Origin of the sequence: Paraburkholderia azotifigens, from assembly GCF_007995085.1 — a bacterium.
In the GTDB taxonomy this organism is placed as follows: Bacteria; Pseudomonadota; Gammaproteobacteria; order Burkholderiales; family Burkholderiaceae; genus Paraburkholderia; species Paraburkholderia azotifigens.
Map to the genome: position 1 here is coordinate 2,161,510 of NZ_VOQS01000003.1, position 24,108 is coordinate 2,185,617.

The 24,108-nt window shown below is 62.1% G+C and carries 22 protein-coding genes and 1 pseudogene; 7 read left to right on the plus strand and 16 right to left on the minus strand.

Annotation, left to right across the window (positions count from 1 at the left end):
* Positions 1-6 precede the first annotated feature (6 nt).
* A complete protein-coding gene (locus tag FRZ40_RS46190) occupies positions 7-147 on the plus strand; it encodes a hypothetical protein (protein ID WP_420873896.1) in 141 nt (46 codons plus the stop codon).
* Here FRZ40_RS46190 and FRZ40_RS26930 read toward each other — a convergent pair.
* The 10 genes and pseudogenes from FRZ40_RS26930 to FRZ40_RS45140 all read right to left on the minus strand — a co-directional run.
* Positions 122-1,294: pseudogene (locus FRZ40_RS26930) on the minus strand (NAD(P)/FAD-dependent oxidoreductase); the annotation flags it as partial. The gene FRZ40_RS46190 and the pseudogene FRZ40_RS26930 sit on opposite strands and share 26 nt — an antisense overlap.
* A 21-nt stretch (positions 1,295-1,315) precedes the next feature.
* Positions 1,316-2,902, minus strand: coding sequence for a DUF3138 family protein (locus FRZ40_RS26935; protein WP_147236157.1), 1,587 nt, complete (start codon positions 2,900-2,902; stop codon positions 1,316-1,318).
* A 38-nt stretch (positions 2,903-2,940) separates the two neighbouring features.
* Positions 2,941-3,852 (minus strand): ABC transporter permease subunit, encoded by a 912-nt coding sequence (locus FRZ40_RS26940; protein WP_147236158.1) that lies wholly within the window; start codon positions 3,850-3,852, stop codon positions 2,941-2,943.
* A complete protein-coding gene (locus FRZ40_RS26945) occupies positions 3,849-4,826 on the minus strand; it encodes an ABC transporter permease subunit (RefSeq protein WP_147236159.1) in 978 nt (325 codons plus the stop codon). The genes FRZ40_RS26940 and FRZ40_RS26945 overlap by 4 nt, the downstream gene beginning before the upstream one ends.
* The gene (locus tag FRZ40_RS26950) at positions 4,823-5,938 is read right to left on the minus strand and encodes an ABC transporter ATP-binding protein (protein ID WP_147236160.1); all 1,116 of its coding nucleotides are present in this window, start codon (positions 5,936-5,938) and stop codon (positions 4,823-4,825) included. The genes FRZ40_RS26945 and FRZ40_RS26950 overlap by 4 nt, the downstream gene beginning before the upstream one ends.
* 261 nt (positions 5,939-6,199) lie before the next feature.
* The gene (locus tag FRZ40_RS26955; protein WP_028366346.1) at positions 6,200-7,321 is read right to left on the minus strand and encodes a polyamine ABC transporter substrate-binding protein; all 1,122 of its coding nucleotides are present in this window, start codon (positions 7,319-7,321) and stop codon (positions 6,200-6,202) included.
* A gap of 87 nt (positions 7,322-7,408) precedes the next feature.
* Positions 7,409-8,872, minus strand: a complete 1,464-nt coding sequence (locus FRZ40_RS26960; protein WP_147236161.1) for an aspartate aminotransferase family protein — start codon at positions 8,870-8,872, stop codon at positions 7,409-7,411.
* A 60-nt stretch (positions 8,873-8,932) separates the two neighbouring features.
* Positions 8,933-10,267, minus strand: a complete 1,335-nt coding sequence (locus FRZ40_RS26965) for a glutamine synthetase family protein (protein ID WP_147236162.1) — start codon at positions 10,265-10,267, stop codon at positions 8,933-8,935.
* 32 nt (positions 10,268-10,299) lie between these two features.
* Positions 10,300-11,088, minus strand: a complete 789-nt coding sequence (locus tag FRZ40_RS26970; protein ID WP_147236163.1) for a gamma-glutamyl-gamma-aminobutyrate hydrolase family protein — start codon at positions 11,086-11,088, stop codon at positions 10,300-10,302.
* 304 nt (positions 11,089-11,392) lie between these two features.
* Positions 11,393-11,599, minus strand: coding sequence for a hypothetical protein (locus tag FRZ40_RS45140; protein ID WP_039901929.1), 207 nt, complete (start codon positions 11,597-11,599; stop codon positions 11,393-11,395).
* A gap of 437 nt (positions 11,600-12,036) precedes the next feature.
* Between FRZ40_RS45140 and FRZ40_RS26980 the strand changes: the two genes are divergently transcribed.
* Both FRZ40_RS26980 and FRZ40_RS26985 read left to right on the plus strand, forming a co-directional pair.
* Positions 12,037-12,588: a cupin domain-containing protein gene (locus FRZ40_RS26980; RefSeq protein WP_147236164.1), complete on the plus strand. Its 552-nt coding sequence runs from the start codon at positions 12,037-12,039 to the stop codon at positions 12,586-12,588.
* Positions 12,589-12,688: 100 nt separating this feature from the next.
* Complete coding sequence (locus FRZ40_RS26985) at positions 12,689-14,182, plus strand: aldehyde dehydrogenase (RefSeq protein WP_147236165.1); 1,494 nt, start codon at positions 12,689-12,691, stop codon at positions 14,180-14,182.
* Between the two features lie 46 nt (positions 14,183-14,228).
* Here the strand turns inward: FRZ40_RS26985 and FRZ40_RS26990 are convergent, their stop codons facing one another.
* Together FRZ40_RS26990 and FRZ40_RS26995 are read right to left on the minus strand one after the other, a co-directional pair.
* Positions 14,229-15,431 (minus strand): MFS transporter, encoded by a 1,203-nt coding sequence (locus FRZ40_RS26990; protein ID WP_147236166.1) that lies wholly within the window; start codon positions 15,429-15,431, stop codon positions 14,229-14,231.
* Complete coding sequence (locus tag FRZ40_RS26995; RefSeq protein ID WP_028366338.1) at positions 15,428-15,961, minus strand: MarR family winged helix-turn-helix transcriptional regulator; 534 nt, start codon at positions 15,959-15,961, stop codon at positions 15,428-15,430. Before FRZ40_RS26995 ends, FRZ40_RS26990 begins: the two co-directional genes overlap by 4 nt.
* Positions 15,962-16,168: 207 nt before the next feature.
* Here FRZ40_RS26995 and FRZ40_RS27000 point away from each other — a divergent pair, with 207 nt between their 5' ends.
* On the plus strand, positions 16,169-16,750 hold the full coding sequence (locus tag FRZ40_RS27000; protein WP_147236167.1) for a glycine zipper family protein: 582 nt from the start codon (positions 16,169-16,171) through the stop codon (positions 16,748-16,750).
* A gap of 62 nt (positions 16,751-16,812) precedes the next feature.
* On the opposite strand, the gene FRZ40_RS27005 is transcribed toward FRZ40_RS27000, so the two are convergent.
* Positions 16,813-18,348, minus strand: a complete 1,536-nt coding sequence (locus FRZ40_RS27005; protein WP_147236168.1) for an MFS transporter — start codon at positions 18,346-18,348, stop codon at positions 16,813-16,815.
* A gap of 147 nt (positions 18,349-18,495) precedes the next feature.
* Between FRZ40_RS27005 and FRZ40_RS27010 the strand changes: the two genes are divergently transcribed.
* Positions 18,496-19,404, plus strand: coding sequence for a LysR family transcriptional regulator (locus FRZ40_RS27010; protein WP_028366335.1), 909 nt, complete (start codon positions 18,496-18,498; stop codon positions 19,402-19,404).
* Between the two features lie 55 nt (positions 19,405-19,459).
* On the opposite strand, the gene FRZ40_RS27015 is transcribed toward FRZ40_RS27010, so the two are convergent.
* The 3 genes from FRZ40_RS27015 to FRZ40_RS27020 all read right to left on the minus strand — a co-directional run bounded on the left by FRZ40_RS27015 (position 19,460) and on the right by FRZ40_RS27020 (position 20,965).
* On the minus strand, positions 19,460-19,873 hold the full coding sequence (locus tag FRZ40_RS27015; RefSeq protein ID WP_028366334.1) for a PRC-barrel domain-containing protein: 414 nt from the start codon (positions 19,871-19,873) through the stop codon (positions 19,460-19,462).
* A gap of 59 nt (positions 19,874-19,932) precedes the next feature.
* Positions 19,933-20,088: a hypothetical protein gene (locus FRZ40_RS44490; protein WP_167528693.1), complete on the minus strand. Its 156-nt coding sequence runs from the start codon at positions 20,086-20,088 to the stop codon at positions 19,933-19,935.
* 112 nt (positions 20,089-20,200) lie between these two features.
* On the minus strand, positions 20,201-20,965 hold the full coding sequence (locus tag FRZ40_RS27020) for a TetR/AcrR family transcriptional regulator (protein WP_028366333.1): 765 nt from the start codon (positions 20,963-20,965) through the stop codon (positions 20,201-20,203).
* Positions 20,966-21,290: 325 nt separating this feature from the next.
* On the opposite strand from FRZ40_RS27020, the gene FRZ40_RS27025 reads away from it, so the two are divergent.
* Both FRZ40_RS27025 and FRZ40_RS27030 read left to right on the plus strand, forming a co-directional pair.
* Positions 21,291-22,472 (plus strand): isovaleryl-CoA dehydrogenase, encoded by a 1,182-nt coding sequence (locus tag FRZ40_RS27025; RefSeq protein ID WP_028366332.1) that lies wholly within the window; start codon positions 21,291-21,293, stop codon positions 22,470-22,472.
* A 19-nt stretch (positions 22,473-22,491) separates the two neighbouring features.
* Entirely contained in the window at positions 22,492-24,099 is a 1,608-nt protein-coding gene (locus FRZ40_RS27030) for a carboxyl transferase domain-containing protein (protein ID WP_028366331.1), read from the plus strand.
* Positions 24,100-24,108 lie beyond the last annotated feature (9 nt).

Genomic DNA, 24,108 nt, shown 5'->3' on the forward strand with positions numbered 1-24,108 from the left:
AGGCCATTGCAAGCACGAGCGCCGGCGTACGCAGCATCGCGCCGCCGGGAAAGTCGCGATGGCGGATTCTACCGAACAGATCGAAACGCGACGCCTGACCGTCGATGGCTTCGGCGATCAGCTTGCCCGCCAGACCTGTCGTATTGACGCCGTGTCCCGAGAACCCTTGTGCGAAATAGACGGTCGGCGCGAGTCGGCCGAAATGCGGCGCGCGGTTCATCGTGATGTCGACGAAGCCGCCCCACGCGTAATCGACCTTGACGTCGTCGAGTTGAGGGAACGTCTTCAGCATGTCGCGGCGCATCGCTTCGCCGAGATTGTGCGGAGCCAATGTCGAGTAGCTGACCTTGCCGCCCCAGAGCAGACGGTTGTCGGGAGAAGGGCGGAAGTAGTCGAGCACGAAGCGGCTGTCGCAAACTGCCGCGCGTGCAGGCATCAGGGCGGCGGCACGTGCCGCGTCGAGCGGCTCGGTCGCGATCACATACGTGCCGACGGGCATGATCTTGCGCGATACGTCGGGCGCAAGCGAGCCGAGCCATGTATTGCAGGCGAGCACGACATACGATGCACGCACGGTGCCGCGTGCCGTTTCAACGACATGCGTGCCGTTTTCGCTGCGCAATGCGGTGACGCAACTGTCTTCATGGATTCGCGCGCCGCTTTCGACTGCCGCACGTGCAAGTCCCAATGTGTAATTGAGGGGATGCAGATGCCCGCTGTCGGGATCGAACAGTCCGCCCAGATAACGCGACGATTGCACATACTGGTCCATATGCGCGCGTTCGACGTAACGAAAACCCTCGTATCTGAAGCGCTTTTTCGCGTCGTCGCGCCACGCGCGCAATGCATCGGCATGGGCAGGCTTGTTGGCGGCCGTCAGATAGCCCAGCGTCAGATCGCAGTCGATATGATGCTTCGCGACGCGCTCCTTCACGATATCCAGCGTTTCGAGGCCCATTTCCCACATGCGCTGCACGTCGCCTGCGGGCATGTACTTCGCAAATGTATCGATATCGCACGCAAAGCCGCCGATCATCTGTCCGCCATTGCGTCCGCTCGCGGCCCAGCCCACTTTCGACGCTTCCAGCACGGCCACGGTATGCCCGCGTTCGGCGAGATTGAGCGCGGCGGAAATGCCCGTCAGACCCGCGCCGATTACGCAGACATCGACGCTGATGTTGTCGTCCAGTGGCGGATGACGTGTGGAATCGTTGGCGGTCGCCGCGTACCAGGACGCGGCATGAGGCTGGTTGGCGAGTTTGAGCATAGGCAGTCTGAGAGAAGGGTACGGCATGCGCCGCTCCCGCCGTGCGTTTTAGAACGAATAGATGAACTGTGTGGCCAGCAGATCGTTCGACTTGCTATACGAACCGTCGTTGCGCAGGAACACATTCTGGTTCGCCCAGTCGTGACGATATTCGACCTTGACGGTGATTTGCTGCGTCGGGAAGAACAGCAGATCGAGCGCAATGTCCTGACGGTTCGCGCCCTTGCATTCGAAGCCGAGACCGCCGTTGGCCTTCGATTTCGCAAGACAATCCGCGCCGATACCGAAGCCGTTGTTTACGTCCATGCCGTTCGAGTTCAACGCGATGCCGCCACCGCCGCCGCCGTTCTTGCTGTTGACGAGCAGGTCATAGCGCAACGTTGCGCCCATGCGGCCTACGACAGGCACGTTGAACTTGCGGTGCGCGAGCAGCGACAGGCCATACCATTGCGCCTGGCCGCCGTTGAACGCCGCGTTCTGCTGCTGGCCGTAGTCGAATTCCGCGTTGTACTGCACGTCGGCAAGCAGGTAGGTCGCGTCCACTTCGCCGAAGAAGAACGTGCCGCCCGAACTCGGTGCCTGGCCGCCCACGCCGTAGGTGACGTTGCCCGTCGTCGCATCGACCGCGCTCGGCAGCGTCTGGCGGCCGATATTGATCGAGCCGCCGATATCGAGCGCGCTCGACCACGTGTAGTCGGCCCGTGCGGTGAAGGTCGGAATCTTGTTGCTCGTCGTGATCGGGTCGCCCAGCGCATTCGTGCCCGTCTGCGTGACGGCGCCATACGTGCGGTACTGTTCGTTGCCGAGGAAGAACTTCCACGCCCAGTTGCCCTTCGTATAGTTCGCGCCGACGCCGACATAGCTGCCCGGATCGGAGAAGTCGTACAGCAGGTTGTGCGTGAGCGTCAGCATCTGATTCGACTGCTGCACTTCATAGCCGCCGAAGCTCGGAATCAAACCGGCGACGAACGTCGTCGATCCCGTCAGCGGCACGTTGACCACGGCCGTGTTCAGGATGTTGTTGCCGATCTCGCCATGCGAGTTCTGCAGCAGCGTGATGCCGTTGCCGCGGTTCGGCATCAACGTGATTTCCGCCGACGGCGCCATCGGGCCGACACCGAAGGTCTTCTTGATGTCGAGATACAGATCGCCGAACGTGCTGTTGTAGTAGTTGTAGGCGCTTTCGTGGTTCGCGAACAGGAACGACGACGAGCTCTGCGCGCGGTTGTAAATGTACGTCGGGTCGATATAGCCCGTCACCGAGAGGCCTGCAATCGGCCCTGTCTGCGCAGCGTCTTCCAGCGAGTCCACCTTCAGCTGCTGATTCGCGATCTGCTGCTTCATGGTGGTCACGTCGTCGTTGGTGAGCCGCGCGGGCGCCTTGCCGTAATCGGGCGACGAAATATCGACAGCGGGCGCGGCCGCCAGCGCAGGCGCGGCGGCCGTTCCCACAGCAGGCTTCGCAGCGGGATTCGACGCGGGATTCGACGCAACCTGCGCACGCAATTCCTTCACTTCCTTTTGCAGCGCATTGAGTTGCTGCTGAAGCGCCTTGATCTGTGCGCTGGTCGAGTCCGCGAATGCGGCACCCGGCAGAGCCCCCGCTACCAGCAGACAGATGAGTTTCTTTCTCATGCAATTTTCTCCTTGTTTGTCGTATTGCGAAGAACTTCTTATGCGTTGGCCGTATCGAGTTTCTTGCGAGCCACGGCAGGGCGTGTGGTGGTGGCTGGCGCATCGGCGGCGTCGGCGACGGCGAACGCCATTTGCATGTCGCGGGTGCGCTTGCGCTCGCGCATCAGCATCCATTGATTCACGGCAATCACGCCGATCGTCACGGCCGTGATGAACAGCGTCGCGAGGGCATTCATTTCGGGGTTGAGGCCGAGCCGCACGCGCGAGAACACGACGAGCGGCAGCGTCGTCGAGCCTGGGCCCGAGAGGAACGCAGAAAGCACGAGATCGTCGATGGACAGCGTGAACGACAGCATCCAGCCCGACAGCAGCGCCTGCGAGATCAACGGCAGCGTAATGACGAAGAACACCTTGAACGGTGTCGCGCCGAGATCGAGCGCGGCTTCCTCGAGCGACTTGTTGAGTTCCTTCACGCGCGATTGCACGATGATCGCGACATACGACACGCACAGCATCACGTGGCCGATCCACATCGTCAGCACGCCGCGTCCCTTGGGCCAGCCGATCATCTGTTCCAGCGCAACGAATAGCAGCAGCAGCGAAATGCCCTGAATGACTTCGGGAATCACGAGCGGCGCATTGATCATCCCCGCGAAAAACGTGAAGCCGCGAAAGCGCCCAAAGCGCGCGAGCACGAAGCCCGCCCACGTGCCGATCACGACGGATGCACACGCCGTCATCAAACCGATCTTCAACGACAGCCACGCAGCCGTGAGCAGTTCGTCGTCGTGCAGCAGTGCGCCGTACCATTTGAGCGAGAAGCCGGACCAGACGGTGACGAGCTTCGATTCGTTGAACGAGAACACGACGAGACTGATGATCGGGATGTACAGAAAGAGAAATCCGAGCGTCAGTACCGTTGCGGATAAAGGCTTATTCGGCTTGATCATTTCGCGCCCTCCAGTTCCTTGACCTGGTAGTACTGGAATACGGCCATCGGCACGAGCAACAGCAGCACCATCGCTACCGTCACGGCGGATGCCATCGGCCAGTCCATGTCGTTGAAGAACTCATCCCACATCACGCGGCCGATCATCAGCGTGTCAGCGCCGCCGAGCAGTTCGGGAATCACGTACTCGCCAACGGCAGGAATGAATACGAGCAGCGAGCCCGCGATGATGCCGTTCTTCGACAGCGGCAGCGTGATGCGCGTGAACGCTGTCCACGGCTTTGCGCCGAGGTCGTAGGCGGCTTCGAGCAGCGTCAGATCCATCTTCACGAGATGCGCGTAGAGCGGCATCACCATGAACGGCAGATACGAATAGACCATGCCGATATAGACGCCGATATCCGTGTGATACAGACGGAAGGGCGTATGAATGACCCCGAGCGCAATCAGCGTGTGATTGAGCAGGCCGTCGTCTTTCAGAATGCCGATCCACGCATACACGCGAATCAGGAACGACGTCCAGAACGGCAGCATCACGCCCATCATCAGCAGGTTGCGTGTCGCGGGCGCCGAGCGCGCGATGTAGTACGCAATCGGATAGCCGATCAGCAGACAGCAGACGGTCGATACGGCCGCCATCTTCAAAGAGCTGAGGTAGGTCGCGACGTACAGGCTGTCCTGCAACAGAAATGCGTAATGGCTCAGCTGCAGCGCGAAATGCACGACGCCGTCCTTCACGCTGAGCAGTTCCGTGTAAGGCGGAATGCCGAGGCGCAGATCGGCGAAGCTGATCTTCAGCACCAGGACGAACGGCAGCGCGAAGAATACGGTGAGCCAGATGAACGGAATGCCGATCACGGTGCTGCGGCCCGAAGGCAGAAGCTTCGCGAGGCGCTGTCGGGTCGATGCGAGCGCAGGGCTCACATGACGTGCGGCGCCCATTTGCGCCGCGGTGGGTTGGGCGGGATTTCTCATTGCGTCAGCACCACGCCGCTCGACGGCGACCAGGAGACGAACACGTCGTCGTTATAGGCGGGCGCACCTTCACTCATCAGGTCCGAACTGGAGAGATTCGACACGACGGTCTTGCCGCTCGGCAGACGCACGTGATACAGCGAATAGCTGCCCATGTAGGCCACATCCGTCACGACGCCGCGTGCCCAGTTGTGCACCGCGCCCGGCTTTTCGCGCGACACGCGCACGCGCTCGGGGCGCACCGAAATGCCGACGGGCATGCCGAGCGGTCCTGTCACGCCATGGCTCACGTACATGCGCGCTTCGAGGTCTTCGCTCTCGACGAAGATATGATCGGGCTCGTCTTCGACGACCACGCCGTCGAACAGATTGGTCGAGCCGATGAATTCGGCGGAGAAGCGGCTGTTCGGAAACTCGTACACCTGAGAAGGCGAGCCGATCTGCACGATGCGGCCTTCGCTCATGACGGCGAGCCGGCTTGCCATCGTCATCGCTTCTTCCTGATCGTGCGTGACCATCACACAGGTGACATCGACTTTCTCGATGATGTTCACCAGTTCGAGTTGAGTCTTCTGGCGGATCTTTTTATCGAGCGCGGACATCGGCTCGTCGAGCAGCAGAAGCTTTGGGCGTTTCACCAAAGAACGCGCGAGTGCGACGCGCTGCTGTTGACCGCCCGACAGCTGATGCGGCTTGCGCTTCGCGTACCGGCTCATCTGCACGAGATTCAATGCATCGGCGACGCGTTCCCTGATCTCGTTCTTCGGCGTGCCTTCCTGCCGGAGTCCGAAGGCGACATTCGACTCGACCGTCATGTGCGGAAAGAGCGCATACGACTGGAACATCATGTTCACGGGGCGGCGATAGGGCGGCAAGGTCGCCAGGTCTTCGCCGTCGACATAGATCTTGCCGGACGTGGCCGTCTCCAGGCCCGCCAGCATGCGCAACAGCGTGGACTTGCCGCAGCCCGAGCTGCCGAGCAGCGCGAACAGTTCGTTCTTCGCGATGCTCAGATTGACGTTGTCGACAGCCGTGCTGTCGCCGAATTTCTTCACGACGTTTTCGATGCGGACGAACTGATCCGCTTCCGCTTTCGTCGCATTCATAGTCATGGGCTGCGTGGCCGCATTCGCTGTTTGCGTGGTGTGCGTCGTATTCATGTGTGACCGTTTTTTGCGGATCGCAGGCACGAACGGGCCCTGGCGAGGCGCGCGAAGCGCTCGCAGGATCGTGCTGCAATCGGGGAAACATGGGGCTGCGCGCGAGGCGCAGACTGACTGCGCGACTGCTCTACGGCGAGGGATCGAGCGATCCCTCTACCGCTTCATTCAGTTCCCTTTCATGTCCCTGAAAACCGGCGTTAAATCACGAGTTCAATGGCCGGTTTTCAGTTGTGCCCAAAGGCGGTTTTCGAGCCGCAGAATTTCCGTCGGCATCGGTTTCATCAGCGTCATCCTGGCGATCACGTCGTCGGCCGGATAGACCGTCTGATCCTGCGCGACAGCCGGGGTGACGAACTGGCGCGCGGCGCGATTGGCGGTGGGGTAGAACACTTCGTTGGTAATGGCTGCGTTGTTCTTCGGGTCGGAGATGTAGTTGATCCACTTCATGGCCGCTTCGGGATGCGGTGCATCCTTCGGCACGACCATCACGTCGAACCACAGCAGTCCGCCTTCCTTCACATTCGAGAACCTGATCTCATACGAACGCTTTGCTTCCTGCGTGCGGCGCCGCGCGATGCCGACGTCGCCGGACCAGCCCACCACCACGCAGACGTCGTTGTTCGCGAGGTCGTTGATGTAGCCCGAAGAATTGAATTGCGTGATGTACGGGCGGACCTTTTTCAGCACTTCATAGGCGGCCTGGTAGTCGCCGGGATTCGTGCTGTTCGGATCCTTGTGCATGTACTGCAGCGTCGCGGCGAACACGTCAACGGCCTGATCGAGGAACGACACGCCGCAGCTCTTGAGCTTCGACAGATTGGCGGGATCGAACACGAGCGACCAGCTGTCGACAGGCGCATTCGCACCGAGTACTTTCTGCACGGCCTGCACGTTATAGCCGATGCCGTCCGTGCCGTACGCCCACGGCACGCCGTACTGGTTGCCCGGATCCGCGTCGGAGATCAGTTTCATCAAGGTCGGATCGAGATTCTTCAGGTTGGGAATCTGCGCCTTGTCGAGCTTCTGGTAGACGCCGGCCTGAATCTGCTTGGCCATGTAGTTCGACGTCGGCACGACGATGTCGTAGCCCGAACTGCCCGCGAGCAGCTTGGCCTGCAGCGTGTCGTCGCTGTCGTAGTTGTCGTATTTGACGTGGATGCCCGTCTGTTTCTCGAAGTTCGGAATCGTGTCCTTCGCAATGTAGTCGGACCAGTTATAAACATTCAGTTCCGTGTCGGCAGCGTGCGCCGGCGTAGCTGAGAGTCCTGTGATGCCGGCTGCGGCGAGCAGTGCGGCCCCCGCGACCGCGTGACGAAGATACCAGACGCTCATGTTGATTTCCCTTGAAGAAAAGTCCGGCATGAGCGTGTGTCGCGTGACGGATGCGTCACGACGCCCGCGCCGGTGGTCTGACTGCCGTTACGAAAGCCCGAGTTGTTGTGCGGTTGCGTCGATGGCCTTTTTCGCCTTCGATACGATCTCGTCGATCTCGCTCTTCGTGATGACGAGGGGCGGCGAAAGCAGCATGCGGTCGCCCGTTGCGCGCATGATCAGATTGCCGTTGAAACAGAAGTCGCGGCAGATCGTGCCGACGTCGCCGCCGTTCTCGAAACGCTTGCGCGTCTTCGGGTTCTCGGCGAGCTGAATCCCCGCGACGAGACCCACGCCCGCTATGTCGCCGACGATGGGGTGATTCGCGAACGCTTCACGCAACGACTGCTGGAAATACGGGCCCGTTTCGTTCTTCACGCGTTCGACGATCTTCTCGTCGCGCAATAGCTTCAGATTCGCGACCGCGACGGCAGCGGCGACGGGATGGCCCGAATACGTGAGCCCGTGATTGAACTCGCCGTTCTCGATGATCGCCTTTGCGATGCGGTCATGCAGGCCGACGGCACCCATCGGGATGTAGCCGCTCGTCAAACCCTTGGCCATCGTAATCAGATCCGGCTCGAAGCCGAAGTGCTGATGCGCGAACCATTCGCCCGTGCGGCCAAAGCCGCCGATCACTTCGTCCGCGACGAGCAGCACGTCGTACTTGCGGCAGATGCGCTGGATTTCCGGCCAGTAAGTAGAAGGCGGGAAGATCACGCCGCCCGCCCCCTGGAAAGGCTCACCGATAAACGCCGCAACATTCTCCGCGCCAAGTTCGAGAATCTCCGTTTCGAGCTGGCGCGCCCGCGCAAGGCCGAATTCTTCCGGCGTCATGTCGCCGCCTTCGCCGAACCAGTAAGGCTGATCGATATGCACGATATGCTCGACCTGCGAAGGCATCTGCTCGTGCATATAACCCATGCCGCCAAGCGTGCCGCCTGCGATCGTCGAGCCGTGATAGCCGTTCTTGCGCGAGATGACGAACTTCTTCAGTTTTTTGCCCTGCGTCGCCCAGTATTGATGGACGATGCGCAGCACCGTGTCGTTGCCTTCCGAACCGCTGTTGCAATAGAAGAAGTGATTGAACGGCGCGGGTGTCAGTTCGGCGAGCAAGGCCGACAGTTCGATGACGGGCGGGTGCGTGGTCTTGAAGAACGTGTTGTAGAAGGGCAGTTCCTGCAATTGCTTATAGGCAGCGTCCGCCAGTTCCTTGCGTCCATAGCCGACATTTACGCACCACAGTCCCGCCATGCCGTCGATGATCTTGTTGCCGTCGGAGTCCCACAGATAGACGCCTTCCGCCTTGACGATCACGCGGCTACCCGCGCGATTCAGTGCGCCCATGTCGGAGAACGGATGAATGTGATGCGCGGCGTCGAGCGCGCGGTACTCCGCGGTGCTGCGCTGCTGTTGCGATGCGCCTGACGTCGCGGCCGATTGTGCCGATTGCGCCGGTTGTGCCGGTTCCGCGGGTTGCACGTAAGCGATTTCTTCTGTTCTGAAACTCATGTTGCCTCCAGTTTTCTTTGCTATGGCGCGTTCGTCTGTCGAGTACTTTCGAAAGAAGACTTAAACGTGCAACAGCAAATGCCTGCGTTCCCACGAACTGATCACGCGGAAAAACGCTTCGTATTCGGTTTCCTTCAGCGCGAGATACGCCTTGACGAACTGCTCGCCCATGATTTCCGCAAGCGGCTCGCAGGCGCCCATCAAGGTGAGTCCCTCTTCGAGATTGCGCGGCAATTGATAGGGCAATTCGTAGCCGTCGCTCGCAAGCGGTTCCGTGGGCGTGAGGCGCTGCGTAATGCCGAGATAACCTGCCGCCAGCGTGCCCGCAATCGCAAGGTACGGATTGCAGTCGACACCCGGAATGCGGTTCTCGATACGACGCGCCTGCGGACCCGAATGCGGAATACGAAAGCCGACAGTTCGGTTGTCGTAACCCCATTGCACGTTGATCGGCGCGGCCATGAAGCGCGACAGCCGGCGATACGAATTGATGTACGGCGCGAAGATCGGCATCAGTGCGGGCGTGTATTTCTGCAGGCCTGCGAGATACTGGTTGAACATTTCGGTCGGCTTGCCGTCGCTGCCCGTGAACAGGTTCTGGCCCGTCTCTTCATCGACGAGGCTTTGATGCACGTGCATGGCCGACCCGGGTTCGCCTTCCATTGGCTTCGCCATGAATGTCGCGTACATGTGATGACGCAGCGCCGCTTCGCGCACGGTGCGCTTGAAGAGGAACACCTGATCCGCGAGCTTGAGCGGATCGCCGTGCAGGAAGTTGATTTCCATCTGCGCGGCGCCCACTTCGTGAATCAGCGTGTCGACTTCGAGTTCCTGAATGTCGCAGTACTCGTAGATGTCTTCGAACAGCGGATCGAATTCGTTGACGGCTTCGATCGAATACGCCTGACGTCCCGTTTCCGCGCGTCCCGTACGTCCGACGGGCGGCCGCAAAGGCAGATCGGGATCCTTGTTCATATCGACCAGATAGAACTCCAGCTCCGGCGCGATGACGGGCTTCCAGCCCTTTGCCTTATACAGATCGAGCACGCGGCGCAGCACGCGGCGCGGCGAGATCGCGACGGGCGTGCCGTCGAAATGCACGCAATCGTGGATCACCTGCGCCGTCGGGTCGACGGCCCACGGAATGATGCGGATCGTCGACGGATCGGGCACGCACACCATGTCGGGATCGGTGACGCCCGTGAGCGAGCCGTCCTCGGGATATTCGCCTGTCACCGTCTGGATCATCACGGCTTGCGGCAGGCGCATCGATTCGCCCGATTCGAACTTGCTGCGCGGAATGATCTTGCCGCGCGCGATCCCCGCCATGTCGGGAATGATCGCTTCGATCTCGGTGATGTGATGTTTCTTCAGAAACTCGTCAATCTCTTGCATGATCGTTCTCTCTGTTTTTGCGCGAACGGGGATCAGACATGTGCATTTGCAGTGACTGCCGAACCCGTCCTCATGCGCATTCGATCGCGGCATGCGGCACCGAACGCACGGAAGATCGCCGTCGATAGCGCATCGCTCGCATGCTTCCACTCCGGGTGCCACTGCACACCCAGCGTGAAGGCACGCGCATGCGACACGCTGATCGCTTCGATCAACCCGTCCGGCGCGCGGGCTTCGACCGTGAGGCCGTCGCCGAGCCGCTCGACGCCTTGACCATGCAGCGAATTCACGCGCACTTCGCTCGCGCCGCCCGCGAGCTTCTGCAACAGCCCGCCTTGCACCAGATGCAGCGCATGCGAGGGCGCGTACTGCAGGTCGAGATCGTCTTCCTTGTTCTCGCGATGGTCGTCGTAGCCTTCCACCGTTTGAACGCTTTGATGCAGCGTTCCGCCGAATACGACATTCATTTCCTGGAAGCCACGGCAAATGGCGAGGACGGGAATGCCCGCGTCGATCGCGGCGCGCATCAGCGGCAGCGTCGTTGCATCGCGCGCGGCATCGTGCAGCGTGCCTGCCGCGCTCGCATGACCGCCGTATCGATGCGGCTCGACATTCGAATAGCTGCCCGTGAAGAGCAGGCCGTCGATATGTGCGAGCAGATCTCCGGACGCCTGCCGTTCGCCCAGCGCGGGCAGCAGCATCGCGAGCGCCTGCGCGCCGTCCACGACGGCGGCAATGTACTTCTCGCCGACCACGTGCGACGGATGCGGGCCCATCATCGTTCTGTCGGCACTGATGCCGACGAGTGGCTTGATTTGCATAACTAACGTGTATTCGTTGTTGACTGCGGAAACGCGCAAATATTGCGTTGTGTACGTGCGGCACGATTCCGCCGCCATGCGCAGGGCGCAAAGCTGCAGGAGTGTGCTTGCGTGGCAGCGCCGTCAGCGCATCGCGCCGCGCGTTGCAATCAGGTACGCGGTCCGGTCGGCTCCGCTGCGTGCGATCGCAGGCGCGCAGCGGCGCGTGCCCGATTCGAGGGCGAGCGCGACCGACGACGCGGCGCAATCAGGCGCGCGAAGCAGTGGCCCTCGAGCGGGCCGGACAGCGAAAGGCGGAGAGGCGCTAGGGCAAGAGCGATGCGACTTCGTCGGTATGCACCGCGATGAACGCACGCGCTGAAATGGAGTTATGACGACGGACGGAACGGCGCGACAGGATCGTGAAGACGGACAGAAAGCGGCGAAACGCAAGCCTGCCGTTGCTGCCGTCGGCGATGGCGTTGTCAGCGCGAAGACACCTCGCGAACTGACTACGATCCCACCTAACCAAAGGGCCTCGGACTCTCACGATTACACTCGACTGGCACGTTGAAAGTATTGAACGCCCCGTTCGTAAAACGAGTCTGACGTTTAAAGAAACGGGACGGCAGGTTGCGATTCGAATTGCATCGATTAGTCGTTGCATGGCGATGAATCGGGCCTTTGCACCGGCTATTCGAACAAAGCAACATCAACCTGTAGACCAGCATATACGAGTCAAAAAGGGCGTCAAAGTCTTTTTGCGAATCTTTGATCAGGGCTTACCCTGAGCTATTTATGGGCATTTATGTCCACTTCGAAGCACGTCGATACGTAAAAATTTCGCTTTGCTTACAGGGTTTTCCCCAAAAGCAATCAATTTAAAGTGATTAGAATATTCAACACACGCACGTGCTATTCGAATGGCACTTTCTTTGTGCGGAACTTTCCGTTTTCGTGAGTGCATCGATGTCCATTGAAGTCGCAACCCGTCTGCAGTACATCCGCAAAAAGCACGGTCTTTCGCAGCGCGAGCTCGCGAAGCGGGCAGGCGTGACGAATGGCACGATTTCATTGATCGAACAGAACCGCGTGAGTCCTTCCGTCGGCTCGCTAAAGAAGCTGCTCGAATGTATCCCGATGAGCCTCGCTGAATTCTTCACATTTGAAGTGGAGGCCGATCGCACGGTGGTGTCGCGCCGTGCGGACATGCCGAACCTCGGCAACGAGCAGATCGAGTTCTATCTGGCGGGCGCGAGCGTCAAGGACCGCAATATGGGGATCATGCGCGAGGTGTATCAGCCGCTCGCGGATACGGGCTCTGAAATGCTGCAGCATGCGGGACACGAGGGCGGCGTGGTGGTCAGCGGTCAGCTCGAATTGACCGTCGACGGCACCACGTGGCTGCTCGACCCCGGCGACAGCTATTACTTCGAAAGCCGCTTACCGCATCGTTTTCGCAATCCCAGCGCGCAACAGGTGTGCGAGGTCGTGTCGGCTAATTCGCCGCCTACTTTCTGATTGCTTCGCACGCCGCTTCGCGTCAACGCGTTCCAGTGCGGCATCGCATCGTGCATATGGCAGTTGCTCCGTGCTGAACGCATAACATTGAGGCATCCTGATGGACAAGACGACATTGGCTTACTGGCAGGAAAAGGCGACGGCGCTGGCAATCGAAGGGCGCGCGTTTATCGACGGCGAGTATCGTGCCGCTGAAAACGGGCGCACGTTCGACTGCGTGAGCCCCATCGACGGCAAGGTGCTCGCGAAGGTCGCCGATTGCGGTGAGGCCGACGTGAACAACGCCGTGCGTGCCGCGCGCCGCGCGTTCGACACCGGCGTTTGGTCCGGGCTCAATCCGCGTCGGCGCAAGGCGAAGCTGCTCAAATGGGCCGCGTTGATGCGCGAGCATCTCGACGAGCTCGCGTTGCTCGAAACGCTCGATGCAGGCAAGCCGATTGGCGACACGACATCCGTCGACGTGCCGGGCGCCGCGTACTGCGTCGAATGGTTCGCGGAGGCGATCGACAAGGTCGGCGGCGAAGTGGTGCCCGCCGATCATCATCTCGTCGGGCTCGTGACGCGTGAACCGCTCGGCGTCGTCGCCGCCGTCGTGCCATGGAATTTTCCGATCCTGATGGCGTCGTGGAAATTCGGCCCTGCGCTTGCGGCTGGCAATAGCATCGTGCTGAAGCCTTCGGAGAAGTCTCCGCTGACGGCGATTCGTGTCGCACAGCTCGCGCACGAAGCGGGTATTCCTGCGGGCGTATTCAATGTCGTGCCGGGCGGCGGCGAGCCGGGCAAGTTGCTCGCGCTTCACTACGACGTGGATTGTCTCGCATTCACGGGCTCGACGAATGTCGGCAAGCTGATCATGCAGTATGCAGGGCAATCCAATCTGAAACGCGTATGGCTCGAGCTGGGCGGCAAGTCGCCGAACATCGTGCTGCCCGATTGCCCCGATCTCGATCGGGCTGCGAAGACTGCGGCGGGCGCTATCTTCTACAACATGGGTGAGATGTGTACGGCCGGTTCGCGTCTGCTCGTACATCGCGACATCAAGGACGTGTTTCTCGACAAGCTGGTCGCGGCGGCGCGCAGTTATACGCCGGGTAATCCGCTGGACCCGAAGACGTCGATGGGCGCCATCGTCGATCAGGTTCAACTCGATCGCGTGCTCGGCTACATCGAAGCGGGGCGCGCCGAAGCGAAGCTGCTGCATGGCGGCGCGCGCGTGCAGCAGGAAAGCGGTGGCTTCTATATCGAGCCGACTGTTTTCGATGTGCCGAAACACGATGCGAAGATCGCACGTGAAGAGATTTTCGGGCCGGTGCTGTCGGTGATCACGTTCGATACGATCGACGAAGCCGTGCAGATCGCCAACGACAGCGACTATGGCCTGGCGGCCGCCGTGTGGACAGCCAACCTGACGACGGCGCATGAAGTGTCGCGGCGTCTGCGCGCGGGCACTGTCTGGGTCAACTGCTATGACGAAGGCGGCGACATGAACTTCCCGTTCGGCGGCTACAGGCAGTCGGGCAATGGGCGCGACAAGTCGCTGCATGCGCTCGAGAAGTACACGGAGTTGAAGTCGACGCTGGTGCGTTTGCGTTGAAGCAAAGCGGCGCGCGCTGTCGGCATGCATCGCGCGCGCCGCGCATTCACAGCGACGAAGGCGAGGGCATACGGTGTCGCGCCTGACGATGCCCTTCACGCATGCCGAGCGTGTAGATCATGAGCCCGCCGCTCATGATCGCGAGTTGCCACATCAGCAGATCGTTGCCGAGCGTTTTCATCGCGGGGCCCGCAAATAGCGGCCCGACGATCGAGCACGCGGTAAACGCCAGCGACAGCAAGCGCATGTTGCGCGTAATCGCCTGCCTGTCGCCGCAGGCAGCCGCATACATGCCGAGCGTGATGTACGCGCTGTTCATGCCGCCGAGAAAAAGCGCGGCCACGATATACCCCAACGAAGCCATCGGCGCGAACGAGAACGCAACGATCGATGCCGTGCTCGCCGACGCGCAAACAATCACCGTTGCGGTGAGACCGAAGCGGTCCGCAAACGATCCAACGGGAAGTTGCAGCACCATGCCGCCGATGCCGAAGCACATGAGCATCGTCGCGGTTTGTGCGGCGCTGAGTCCGCGGCTGTCCGCGAACAGCGGAAAGAGTCCGTAGAGCGCGCCATCGCCGATACCGCCGACAGCGATCGTCACGAGGCCGAGGCAAACGACCGGACCGGGTTCGACGCGCTGTCCTTGCGCGGCTGGCGTGACGGATACCGTCTGCCGCGCGGACGAACGCGTGATCCATAGCGGAATCGCGGCGGCTGCCGTGAGCAGCGCGCCAGACATGAACACGAGTGTTCCGCTCACGCCGCACAGTGCGGCCAACGCGGGCGCAAGCACGCCCGCCGATGCGATGAATGCTTCATGGATGCCGACGACTTTGCCGCTCTTGCCGGCAGGCACAAGACTGTATAGCCAGGTTTCGTTCGCGATCCAGCGCAAGCCGATGCCGAGTCCCGTCAGCATCCCCGGCAAGATCCACGCGGGCCACGTCAAGGTGCCCAACGACGCGTACGCAATGAGTGACGCGAGGAGCCCAAGCGATACCGTCAGCTTCGATCCGATACGCTCCATCAAACGTGGCGCGAGCAGCAGTCCGATGAACATGCCCGTCCATTGCGCGGCCGCGAAGAGCCCGGCGCGCGGCGCGTCGAGTCCCTGATGCGCGAGCCAGACGGGCAAGACCATGAAGCCGATGCCGAACTGACCGATCTGCGACAGCGTGGAGACGGCCGTCAGCGCGGCCACGGCGCCCCAACGCATGTGGATCGCGTCGGAATTGGCCGTGTTCATGATGCGTTCCCATCGGGCATCGGCAGTCCCTGATCGCGGCATTCGACGGGACAGCCCGCTTTCAGGCACGGCTTGTCGTCGCAGAAGCGGCAGAGCTGCATCGCGTGCGACGCATCGCGCGTTTCATTCCAGAGGATCTTGATCAGCAAATGCTCGAACACATCGCGTTCGTCTTCGTCGAGCCTCGCGACAATCCGTTCGAGCATGCGCCCGCGCGCGGTCCGCAAGCGGTTCGCTTCGCGGCGTCCCGTTGCTGTCAGCGCCAGGGCGACGGAGCGCTTGTCGCTGCCTGCTTTCTTTTCGACGAGACCGGCATCGACGAGTCCCGCCACCGCGCGCACCGCGGCGGGATGCGAGAGATCGACGGCGTCGCGCAGCAGTTCGATCGACGAATCGGGATACTGGCCGATCGCATTGAGCATCGCGCGTGACGTCGACCCCGACAGCGCGGGAATGGAGGGTTGCGCGTCGAGTTCGTCCGTCACCAGAAGGGCGAGCACGCCAAGCAGATTTTCCGTGCGCCGGGTCATCGCATCACCTCAATATGTGCGCTGTGCATATGTGCATGATGCACATATCAGGCCGTGATTTCAAGGTGAATTCCGTCGACCCTTTTTTACGTTGTTCAGCGCCTTGCACAGAAATATCCAGTAACGGATTAGTAACTCAAGTGCGGGTCGTTTCGACTATTGTTCATATATTGCAGGTTGGATTTTCTCATTGGCAGGTCGACGAAGATGAACAAGACTCGGGTCGCTAGAAAGGTCGCTGTGCCGGCGCTCGTCGTCGGAGTGTTGCTCGCATTGGGCGGTTGCGCGGTCGTGCCGCCGAGCGGGCCGAGCGTGGTGGCGCTGCCGCGCAAGGGCGAACCGCTCGAACAGTTCCAGCAGGACGACTACGCGTGCCGCGACTATGCGTACCGCAGCACGGACGCAAACGGCGCGGCGCACGCTGCCACGAACAATGCGGCGGGCAGCGCAGCCGTCGGTACGTTGGGCGGCGCTGCCGTCGGCGCGCTGCTCGGTGCGGCCGCGGGCAATGCCGGTGCGGGTGCGGCAATCGGTGCCGGAAGCGGCCTGCTGATCGGCGGCGCGACGGGGGCGAATGGCGCGTCGTATTCGGCGTATGGTTTGCAGGCCCGCTACGACGCGGCTTACGCGCAGTGTATGACGTCGAAGGGCAACACCATTTCCCAGCCGCCCGCGCCCATGTATGCAACGCCGCCTGCATACTATGCGCCTGCGCCCGCTTATTACGCGCCGCGTCCTTACTATTACGGCCCGCCGGGCGTGGTCTACTCGCCGTATCCGTATTACTGATTCACACGACTCGCACGCTCGAAAAGCGTGAGCGCCTCATCCGCGCTCACGCTTTTTTTGTTTCAATCTGTGCATTGCGCACATGTCGTCGCAGGCGCTTCGTGGCGTGGCGGACGCTGCGCCATCGCGCCGAACGTCGCGAAGCTGGCTGCCGCCAGCAGCCACACGCCGGCGCCTCCATACATCATCACCCAGTGGAAGCCTTGCACGAGCGCATCGTGTGCAATCTGCGGATCGAGTGCGGCGATGCGGCCCGCGGCAATCGCCGCGCTCATCGCGTGAATCTGCGCGGCGTCGTGCGCACCTGAAAGCGTACGCGACAACGACGCATCGACGCCCGCCACCAGCACGAAGCCCATCAACGCGATGTTGATCGCCAGCGCGATCATCCGCGCGCTCATGTCGATGCCCGACGCCATGCCCGCGCGCGCCGTCGACACGGCGCCCGTCGTCGTATTCGTCACGGTCGTGTTGGTGAGGCCGAGTCCCGCTCCCGCGACGATGCAGCCCGGCAGCATCGTGAGCCAGTTCGCGTGTTCCACGGCGCTGCCCGCGCGCATCAGAAAGAAGCCCAGGCCGATCGTGAACAGCCCGCCCGGAATCACGAAGCCGGGATGATAGCGATGCGCGAGCCGCTCTGCGACCGGCGGCACGACGAGCGTCGGCAGCGTATAGGCCAGCAGCGCGAGTCCCGCGTGCAGATCGTCGTAGCCGAGCGCGTGATGAAAGTACACGGGCAGATAGATCATGAAAGGCCAGAAGCTGAAGTTCATCGCCGCCGAGCCGATCAGCGCGCCCGAGAACTTGCGGATGCGAAACACGGAGAAGTCGAACATCGGATGCGCGCTGACGCTCTCGGCGACGACGAAGCCGATCAGACACAGCGCGCTCGCCGCGACGATGCCGAGCGCGGGCAGGCTCGCGAAGCCGGGACCCGCACCTTGCGTGATATAGAACGCCACGCCGAACACGGCGAGCGACAACGTGACGACACCCCAAGCGTCGAGCTTCTGCGCATGCGGATCGCGCGATTCGCTCACGCCGCTCACGGCGAGCGCGATCGTCGCCAGCGCCAGCGGCGCGTGGACGAGAAACACCCACTGCCAGCCGATCAGCGCAACCGTCGCGCTGCCGATGATCGGCCCGAATCCCAGTCCGATGCCGAAGATGATGCCCCACGCGGCGAACGCCTTGACGCGCTCGTGTCCCTGCTGGAACTGATGCGACAGCACGGCGACCTGGCAGATCAGCATGGCGCCGCCGCTCGCGCCTTGCAGAAAGCGGCCCGCGATCAGCACGGCCATGTTGGGCGCGAGTCCGCATAGCAGCGACGTGATGCCGAACAGCGCAATGCTGACGACGAACACGCGCTTGCGCCCGTAGCGGTCCGCGAGCGTGCCCGTCGCCATCAGCACCGTCGTGCAGGCGATCGTGTAGGCGTTCATGACCCATTGCATGTCGTTGAAGTCGCCGTGCAACAGTTGTTCGAGTGTCGGCAGGATCGCGGGGACGCTGGAGATCTCCAGGCCGAACATCAGCGACGACAGGCACGCGGCGAGCAGCGCCAGCGTGTTCTTGCGAGGAGGGAAAAACGGCATGGCGGAAACCCGATACGAAGAAGGTGAGGCTACTATATCGGGAACAATAGTCCCGATTGACGAGATGAATTCCGATGAATGATTCCTTGAGGGAACCAATGAGCGAACCAACGAGGGAATCAACGAGGGAATCAATGAGGCGCCCCAATGGCTGACCGTCTCGATGGCGTGATGACCTTCGTGCAAGTGGTCGAAGCAGGCAGCTTCGCAGTCGCGGCGGAGCGCTTGAACCTGACGCGCTCGGCCGTCGGCAAGGTGATCGCGCGGCTCGAAACGCGCCTCGGCGTGCGCCTGATTCATCGCACGACGCGCAGCCAGAGCCTCACGGAAGACGGCCAGGCGTACTACGAGCGCTGCGTGCGCGCGCTCGCCGAACTGGAGGCCGCCGAAGCCGAACTCGAAGGCGGCAGGCGCACGCCGCGTGGCCGGTTGCGCGTGAGCCTGCCGCTCGCATTCGGTCAGCTATGCGTCGCGCCCGTGCTGATGAATCTCGCGCGACGGCATCCGAAATTGCAGATCGACATGTCGTTCAGCGACAGGATGGTCGATCTCGTCGAAGAAGGTTTCGATCTCGCCGTGCGGATCGGCGAGTTGCGCGACAGCGCGAGTCTCGCGGCGCGGCGCCTCGGCGTGCAGTACACGAGCATCGGCGCGGCGCCGTCGTATCTGGCCCAACACGGCATGCCTTCGTCGCTCGACGAGATGGATGGGCGCGACGGTATCGTCTATGCGCGCGCCGGTGCGCTGGTGCCGTGGGATCTGCACGACGAACAATCGGGGCAGGTGAAGCGCGTGAAGATCCGCCCGCAACTGAGCATGGACGACGTGCAGGCGATTGCGTCGGCGGCGATTGCGGGTTTCGGGCTCGCGCGCATTCCGTCATGGCTGCTCGCGCGCTACGTGAAGACGGGTGAGCTGGTGCTGGTCAAAGGGCGTTGCAGCTTGCCGCCGCAGGACATCCACGTGGTGTGGCCGCAAACGCGGTATATGGCGTCGAAGACGCGCTGCGCGATCGATGCGCTCGTCGCCGGGATTCCGGCGTTGATCGAAGACTGACGCCGGCCGCTGCGCATGCGCGATGCGCATGCGGCCTGGCAGCCGATGCCCCGAATCAGTCCGGCGCGTACTTGAACTCAGGCAACGCCTCCAGCGACCGTTTCGTCGCATCGGGCAACATCACCGACTTGCTGGTGATCTGCAGATCGCTCAACGGCACGGCGACATAGTGCTTGCCCATGCCGAGAAAGCCGCCCACCGACAGAATCGCGAACGCATTGTGTTCGGACGGCGAGACGATTACGTCGTCGATGGTGCCGATGCTGTCCTTGTCGCGGTTATAGACGGTCGTGCCGGACAGCTTCGATGCGCGAAAGCCGCTGCCCGTCTGCGTGACTTCCGTGCGGCGCTCGGTGATCGATTGCGGCGCGCCTTGCGCGAGCGCCGCTGTCGAAGCCGCAGCGAGGGCGCCCGCGAGCAGCGCGTTGGCAAGCGCGCGGCGGTAAGTCTTGTTCAGAGCCTGTTGCACGATATTGATCCTCCCTGATTATTGTGCTGAACGGATGCGCGGACGCTGCCGGCTGCTCCCTATAGCTTGTCGTCCTCGTGATCGGGATCGACGTCGGGGTCGAGCGGCGGCGCGTCGGGATCCTGTGGCGGCCCGATGTCGGGCAAGTCGGTTTGCACGACATCGGACTGATCGGGGCGGATCGGGTTTTCGCCTTCGTTGGGCGTGGTCGACATGGCCGGTCCTCCTTGGGTTGCGTTGCTGACGTCAACCTCGCCAGCAAGTTGCGCACCCGGCCGGGCGCGCGTGTTGCGGCCGCTTGTTCGGCCACCTGTTCCGGCCTGTACTTCAGGCGTCGTCGCTGGTATTCGCGAGCCGGGGCGCACGCTGTTTGTGCGCGGCTTCCGCTTCGGCGAGACGGCGCGTCGCTTCGCTCACTTCCTGACGGAACTGCACGAGCGCGTCGAGCGATGCGTCGGGCGGCTGCAAGGCCGACCACAGCACGTCGATCAGACGGTCCGCGGTGGCGTCGATATCGGTGCGGCGATTGCCGAGCGCGGCATCCCACAGCACGTGCTCCATCGGGCCGAACACGAGCGAGCGCAGCAGGCGCAGCGGCATGTCCGAGCGGACCTGTCCCGTCTGCTGACCCTGCGACAGCACGCGCATCAGCGGCGCCGTGTAGCGCCGTTGCAGCCCGGTGAGTTCTTCGCTGAGTTCATGCTGACGCGTGCGGCCTTCCGACAGCACGAGCGCGCACAGTCCCGTGCCGTTGACCAGCATCAGCCGCAAATGCGTGCGGACGATGAACGCGAACTGCTGGCGGATGCTGCCGTCGCGCGGCAGGCCCGATTCGATTGCTTCGATGATCTCGTCGTACCAGTCGCCGATCACGCGCGCGCACAACTCGCGCTTGCCGCGAAAGTAGCTGAACACCGTGGCTTCGGAGATGCCGAGCCGCTGCGCGATCTCCGCCGTGGTCGCGCGCTCGTAACCCTTTTCGGAAAAGACGTCGCGGCCCGCCTGAAGAATCTCCTTCACGCGTTGCTGCGACTTGCGTCCCGCCGGCTGGCGGCGCGATGCCGGCACTTCGGCCCTTGCTACGCCCATCATATGAGTCCAGTTCAGATTTCGGAGCCGGGAGGCTCCGTTGCGGCCGATACTATCACGGTAAATAGGCGCTGATAACGCATCGGCGAATTTTGAGTGACACTCAAAAATACTGATTGACGCTTACGTAAATCTGGAGTGAAATGCGCTCTATGCCGCCGCGCACCGGGCTAATGTCGGATGAATCGACTGTTCCTGACGATTGCGTGACGATTGCGCGGCGGGGCCGGCTGAGCCCGGCTCAGAACAATGGCCTGATGCAAATAGCTTGATGCGAAGGCGCTTGCAGCACGCAAGCCGCCCGCGACGAACTCCTGGAGACACACAGATGAGCAACTTGCCCGGTTTGCAGTTCCCGCTTGGTGAAGAGATCGAGATGCTGCGCGACAGCGTCGCGTCGTTTGCGGCGAAAGAGATCGCGCCGCGTGCGGGCGAAATCGACCGCACCGACCAGTTCCCGATGGACCTGTGGAAGAAATTCGGCGATCTGGGCGTGCTCGGCATGACCGTCTCCGAGGAATACGGCGGCGCGAACATGGGCTACACGGCGCACATGATCGCGATGGAAGAAATCTCGCGCGCGTCGGCATCGGTCGGCCTGTCGTACGGCGCGCATTCGAATCTGTGCGTGAACCAGATTCACCGCAACGGCTCGGCGGCGCAGAAAGAGAAGTATCTGCCGAAGCTGGTGTCGGGCGAACATGTCGGCGCACTCGCCATGAGCGAGCCGAACGCCGGTTCCGACGTGGTCAGCATGAAGCTGCGCGCGCAGAAGAAGGGCGACCATTACGTGCTGAACGGCACGAAGATGTGGATCACCAATGGCCCTGACTGCGACACGCTCGTCGTCTACGCGAAGACGGATATCGAAGCCGGCCCGCGTGGCATCACGGCGTTCATCGTCGAGAAGGGCATGAAGGGCTTTTCCGTCGCGCAGAAGCTGGACAAGCTCGGCATGCGCGGCTCGCACACGGGCGAACTCGTGTTCGAGAACGTCGAAGTGCCGGAAGAGAACATCCTCGGCGAACTGAACGGCGGCGTGAAGGTGCTGATGAGCGGCCTCGACTACGAGCGCGCCGTGCTCGCGGGCGGTCCGACGGGCATCATGATGGCCGTGATGGATGCCGTCGTGCCGTACATCCACGACCGCAAGCAGTTCGGCCAGTCGATCGGCGAATTCCAGCTGATCCAGGGCAAGGTCGCGGATCTGTACACGACGCTGCAGGCGTGCCGCGCGTATCTGTACGCAGTGGGCCGCCAGCTCGACACGCTCGGTTCGGGCCACGCGCGCCAGGTGCGCAAGGATTGTGCGGGCGTGATTCTGTACACGGCGGAAAAGGCCACGTGGATGGCGGGCGAAGCGATTCAGATTCTCGGCGGCAATGGCTACATCAACGAGTATCCCGTCGGCCGTCTGTGGCGCGATGCGAAGCTCTATGAAATCGGTGCGGGCACGAGCGAAATCCGCCGCATGCTGATCGGCCGCGAACTGTTCGCGGAAACGATGTAAACGTCTGCCAGGACACGACATGCCGATCATCGAATCGAAATTGAATCCGCGCTCGGACGATTTTCGCACCAACGCGGCCGCGCTCGAAGCGCTCGTCGAAGACCTGAAGGCGAAGATCAGCAAGCTCGCGCTGGGCGGCGGTCCGGCTGCGCGCGACAAGCACGTGTCGCGTGGCAAGCTGCTGCCGCGCGATCGCATCGCGCAACTGCTCGATCCGGGCACGCCGTTTCTCGAACTGTCGCAACTCGCGGCGTTCGGCATGTATGGCGACGATGCACCGGGCGCAGGCGTCATCACGGGCATCGGGCGCATTGCGGGCCAGGAATGCGTGATCGTCTGCAACGACGCGACCGTGAAGGGCGGCACATACTATCCGGTGACGGTGAAGAAGCACGTGCGCGCGCAGGAGATCGCCGAAGAAAACCGCTTGCCGTGCGTGTATCTCGTCGATTCGGGCGGCGCGAATCTGCCGAATCAGGACGACGTGTTTCCCGACCGCGATCACTTCGGCCGCATCTTCTACAACCAGGCGAACCTGTCCGCGCAGGGCATTCCGCAGATCGCCGTCGTGATGGGCTCGTGCACGGCGGGCGGCGCGTATGTGCCCGCGATGAGCGACGAATCGATCATCGTCAAGAATCAAGGCACGATCTTTCTGGGCGGACCGCCGCTGGTGAAAGCGGCAACGGGCGAAGAAGTCAGCGCGGAAGACCTCGGCGGCGGCGACGTGCATACGCGTCTTTCCGGCGTCGCCGATCATCTCGCGCAAAACGATGCGCATGCGTTGTCGATTGCGCGCAGCATCGTCGGCAATCTGAACCGGCGCAAGGACGTGCCCGTCGCGATGCAGGAACCAAAGCCGCCGCGCTACGACACGAAGAGCATCTACGGCGTGATTCCCGTCGATACGCGCAAGCCGTTCGATATCCGCGAAGTGATCGCGCGCATCGTCGACGACTCCGCTTTCGACGAATTCAAGGCACGTTACGGCACAACGCTCGTGTGCGGCTTCGCGCATATCTGGGGGCACCCCGTCGGCATTGTCGCGAACAACGGCATTCTGTTTTCCGAGTCGGCCCTGAAGGGCGCGCACTTCATCGAGCTGTGCGCGCAGCGCAAGATTCCCCTCGTGTTCCTGCAGAACATCACGGGCTTCATGGTGGGCCGCAAGTACGAGAACGAAGGCATCGCGCGCAACGGCGCGAAGATGGTGACGGCCGTCGCCACGGCGAAGGTGCCGAAGTTCACGGTGATCATCGGCGGCTCGTTCGGCGCAGGCAATTACGGCATGTGCGGCCGCGCATATTCGCCGCGCTTCCTGTGGATGTGGCCGAACGCGCGCATCTCGGTGATGGGCGGCGAACAGGCGGCGTCGGTGCTCGCGACGGTCAAGCGCGACGGCATCGAAGCGAAGGGCGGCACATGGACGCCCGAACAGGAAGAAGCATTCAAGCAGCCAATCCGCGAACAGTACGAGCATCAGGGCCATCCGTATTACGCGAGCGCACGCTTGTGGGACGACGGCGTGATCGATCCCGCGCAGACGCGCGACGTGCTGGGTCTCGGTCTGTCGGCGTCGATGAATGCGCCGATCGAAGACACGCGCTTCGGCGTGTTCCGCATGTAACGCTGCGAG

What these genes read in the sequence shown, in the direction of transcription:
- FRZ40_RS26985 (WP_147236165.1), top strand. Translation starts at nt 12,689, where the DNA reads ATGGACAAGACGACATTGGCTTACTGGCAGGAAAAGGCGACGGCGCTG.
- FRZ40_RS26950 (WP_147236160.1), bottom strand. Translation starts at nt 5,938, where the DNA reads ATGACTATGAATGCGACGAAAGCGGAAGCGGATCAGTTCGTCCGCATC.
- FRZ40_RS26940 (WP_147236158.1), bottom strand. Translation starts at nt 3,852, where the DNA reads ATGATCAAGCCGAATAAGCCTTTATCCGCAACGGTACTGACGCTCGGA.
- FRZ40_RS27010 (WP_028366335.1), top strand. Translation starts at nt 18,496, where the DNA reads ATGGCTGACCGTCTCGATGGCGTGATGACCTTCGTGCAAGTGGTCGAA.
- FRZ40_RS26960 (WP_147236161.1), bottom strand. Translation starts at nt 8,872, where the DNA reads ATGAGTTTCAGAACAGAAGAAATCGCTTACGTGCAACCCGCGGAACCG.
- FRZ40_RS26955 (WP_028366346.1), bottom strand. Translation starts at nt 7,321, where the DNA reads ATGAGCGTCTGGTATCTTCGTCACGCGGTCGCGGGGGCCGCACTGCTC.
- FRZ40_RS44490 (WP_167528693.1), bottom strand. Translation starts at nt 20,088, where the DNA reads ATGTCGACCACGCCCAACGAAGGCGAAAACCCGATCCGCCCCGATCAG.
- FRZ40_RS27000 (WP_147236167.1), top strand. Translation starts at nt 16,169, where the DNA reads ATGAACAAGACTCGGGTCGCTAGAAAGGTCGCTGTGCCGGCGCTCGTC.
- FRZ40_RS26980 (WP_147236164.1), top strand. Translation starts at nt 12,037, where the DNA reads ATGTCCATTGAAGTCGCAACCCGTCTGCAGTACATCCGCAAAAAGCAC.
- FRZ40_RS27020 (WP_028366333.1), bottom strand. Translation starts at nt 20,965, where the DNA reads ATGATGGGCGTAGCAAGGGCCGAAGTGCCGGCATCGCGCCGCCAGCCG.
- FRZ40_RS26970 (WP_147236163.1), bottom strand. Translation starts at nt 11,088, where the DNA reads ATGCAAATCAAGCCACTCGTCGGCATCAGTGCCGACAGAACGATGATG.
- FRZ40_RS27005 (WP_147236168.1), bottom strand. Translation starts at nt 18,348, where the DNA reads ATGCCGTTTTTCCCTCCTCGCAAGAACACGCTGGCGCTGCTCGCCGCG.
- FRZ40_RS26935 (WP_147236157.1), bottom strand. Translation starts at nt 2,902, where the DNA reads ATGAGAAAGAAACTCATCTGTCTGCTGGTAGCGGGGGCTCTGCCGGGT.
- FRZ40_RS26945 (WP_147236159.1), bottom strand. Translation starts at nt 4,826, where the DNA reads ATGAGAAATCCCGCCCAACCCACCGCGGCGCAAATGGGCGCCGCACGT.
- FRZ40_RS26965 (WP_147236162.1), bottom strand. Translation starts at nt 10,267, where the DNA reads ATGCAAGAGATTGACGAGTTTCTGAAGAAACATCACATCACCGAGATC.
- FRZ40_RS26990 (WP_147236166.1), bottom strand. Translation starts at nt 15,431, where the DNA reads ATGAACACGGCCAATTCCGACGCGATCCACATGCGTTGGGGCGCCGTG.
- FRZ40_RS27030 (WP_028366331.1), top strand. Translation starts at nt 22,492, where the DNA reads ATGCCGATCATCGAATCGAAATTGAATCCGCGCTCGGACGATTTTCGC.
- FRZ40_RS26995 (WP_028366338.1), bottom strand. Translation starts at nt 15,961, where the DNA reads ATGACCCGGCGCACGGAAAATCTGCTTGGCGTGCTCGCCCTTCTGGTG.
- FRZ40_RS27025 (WP_028366332.1), top strand. Translation starts at nt 21,291, where the DNA reads ATGAGCAACTTGCCCGGTTTGCAGTTCCCGCTTGGTGAAGAGATCGAG.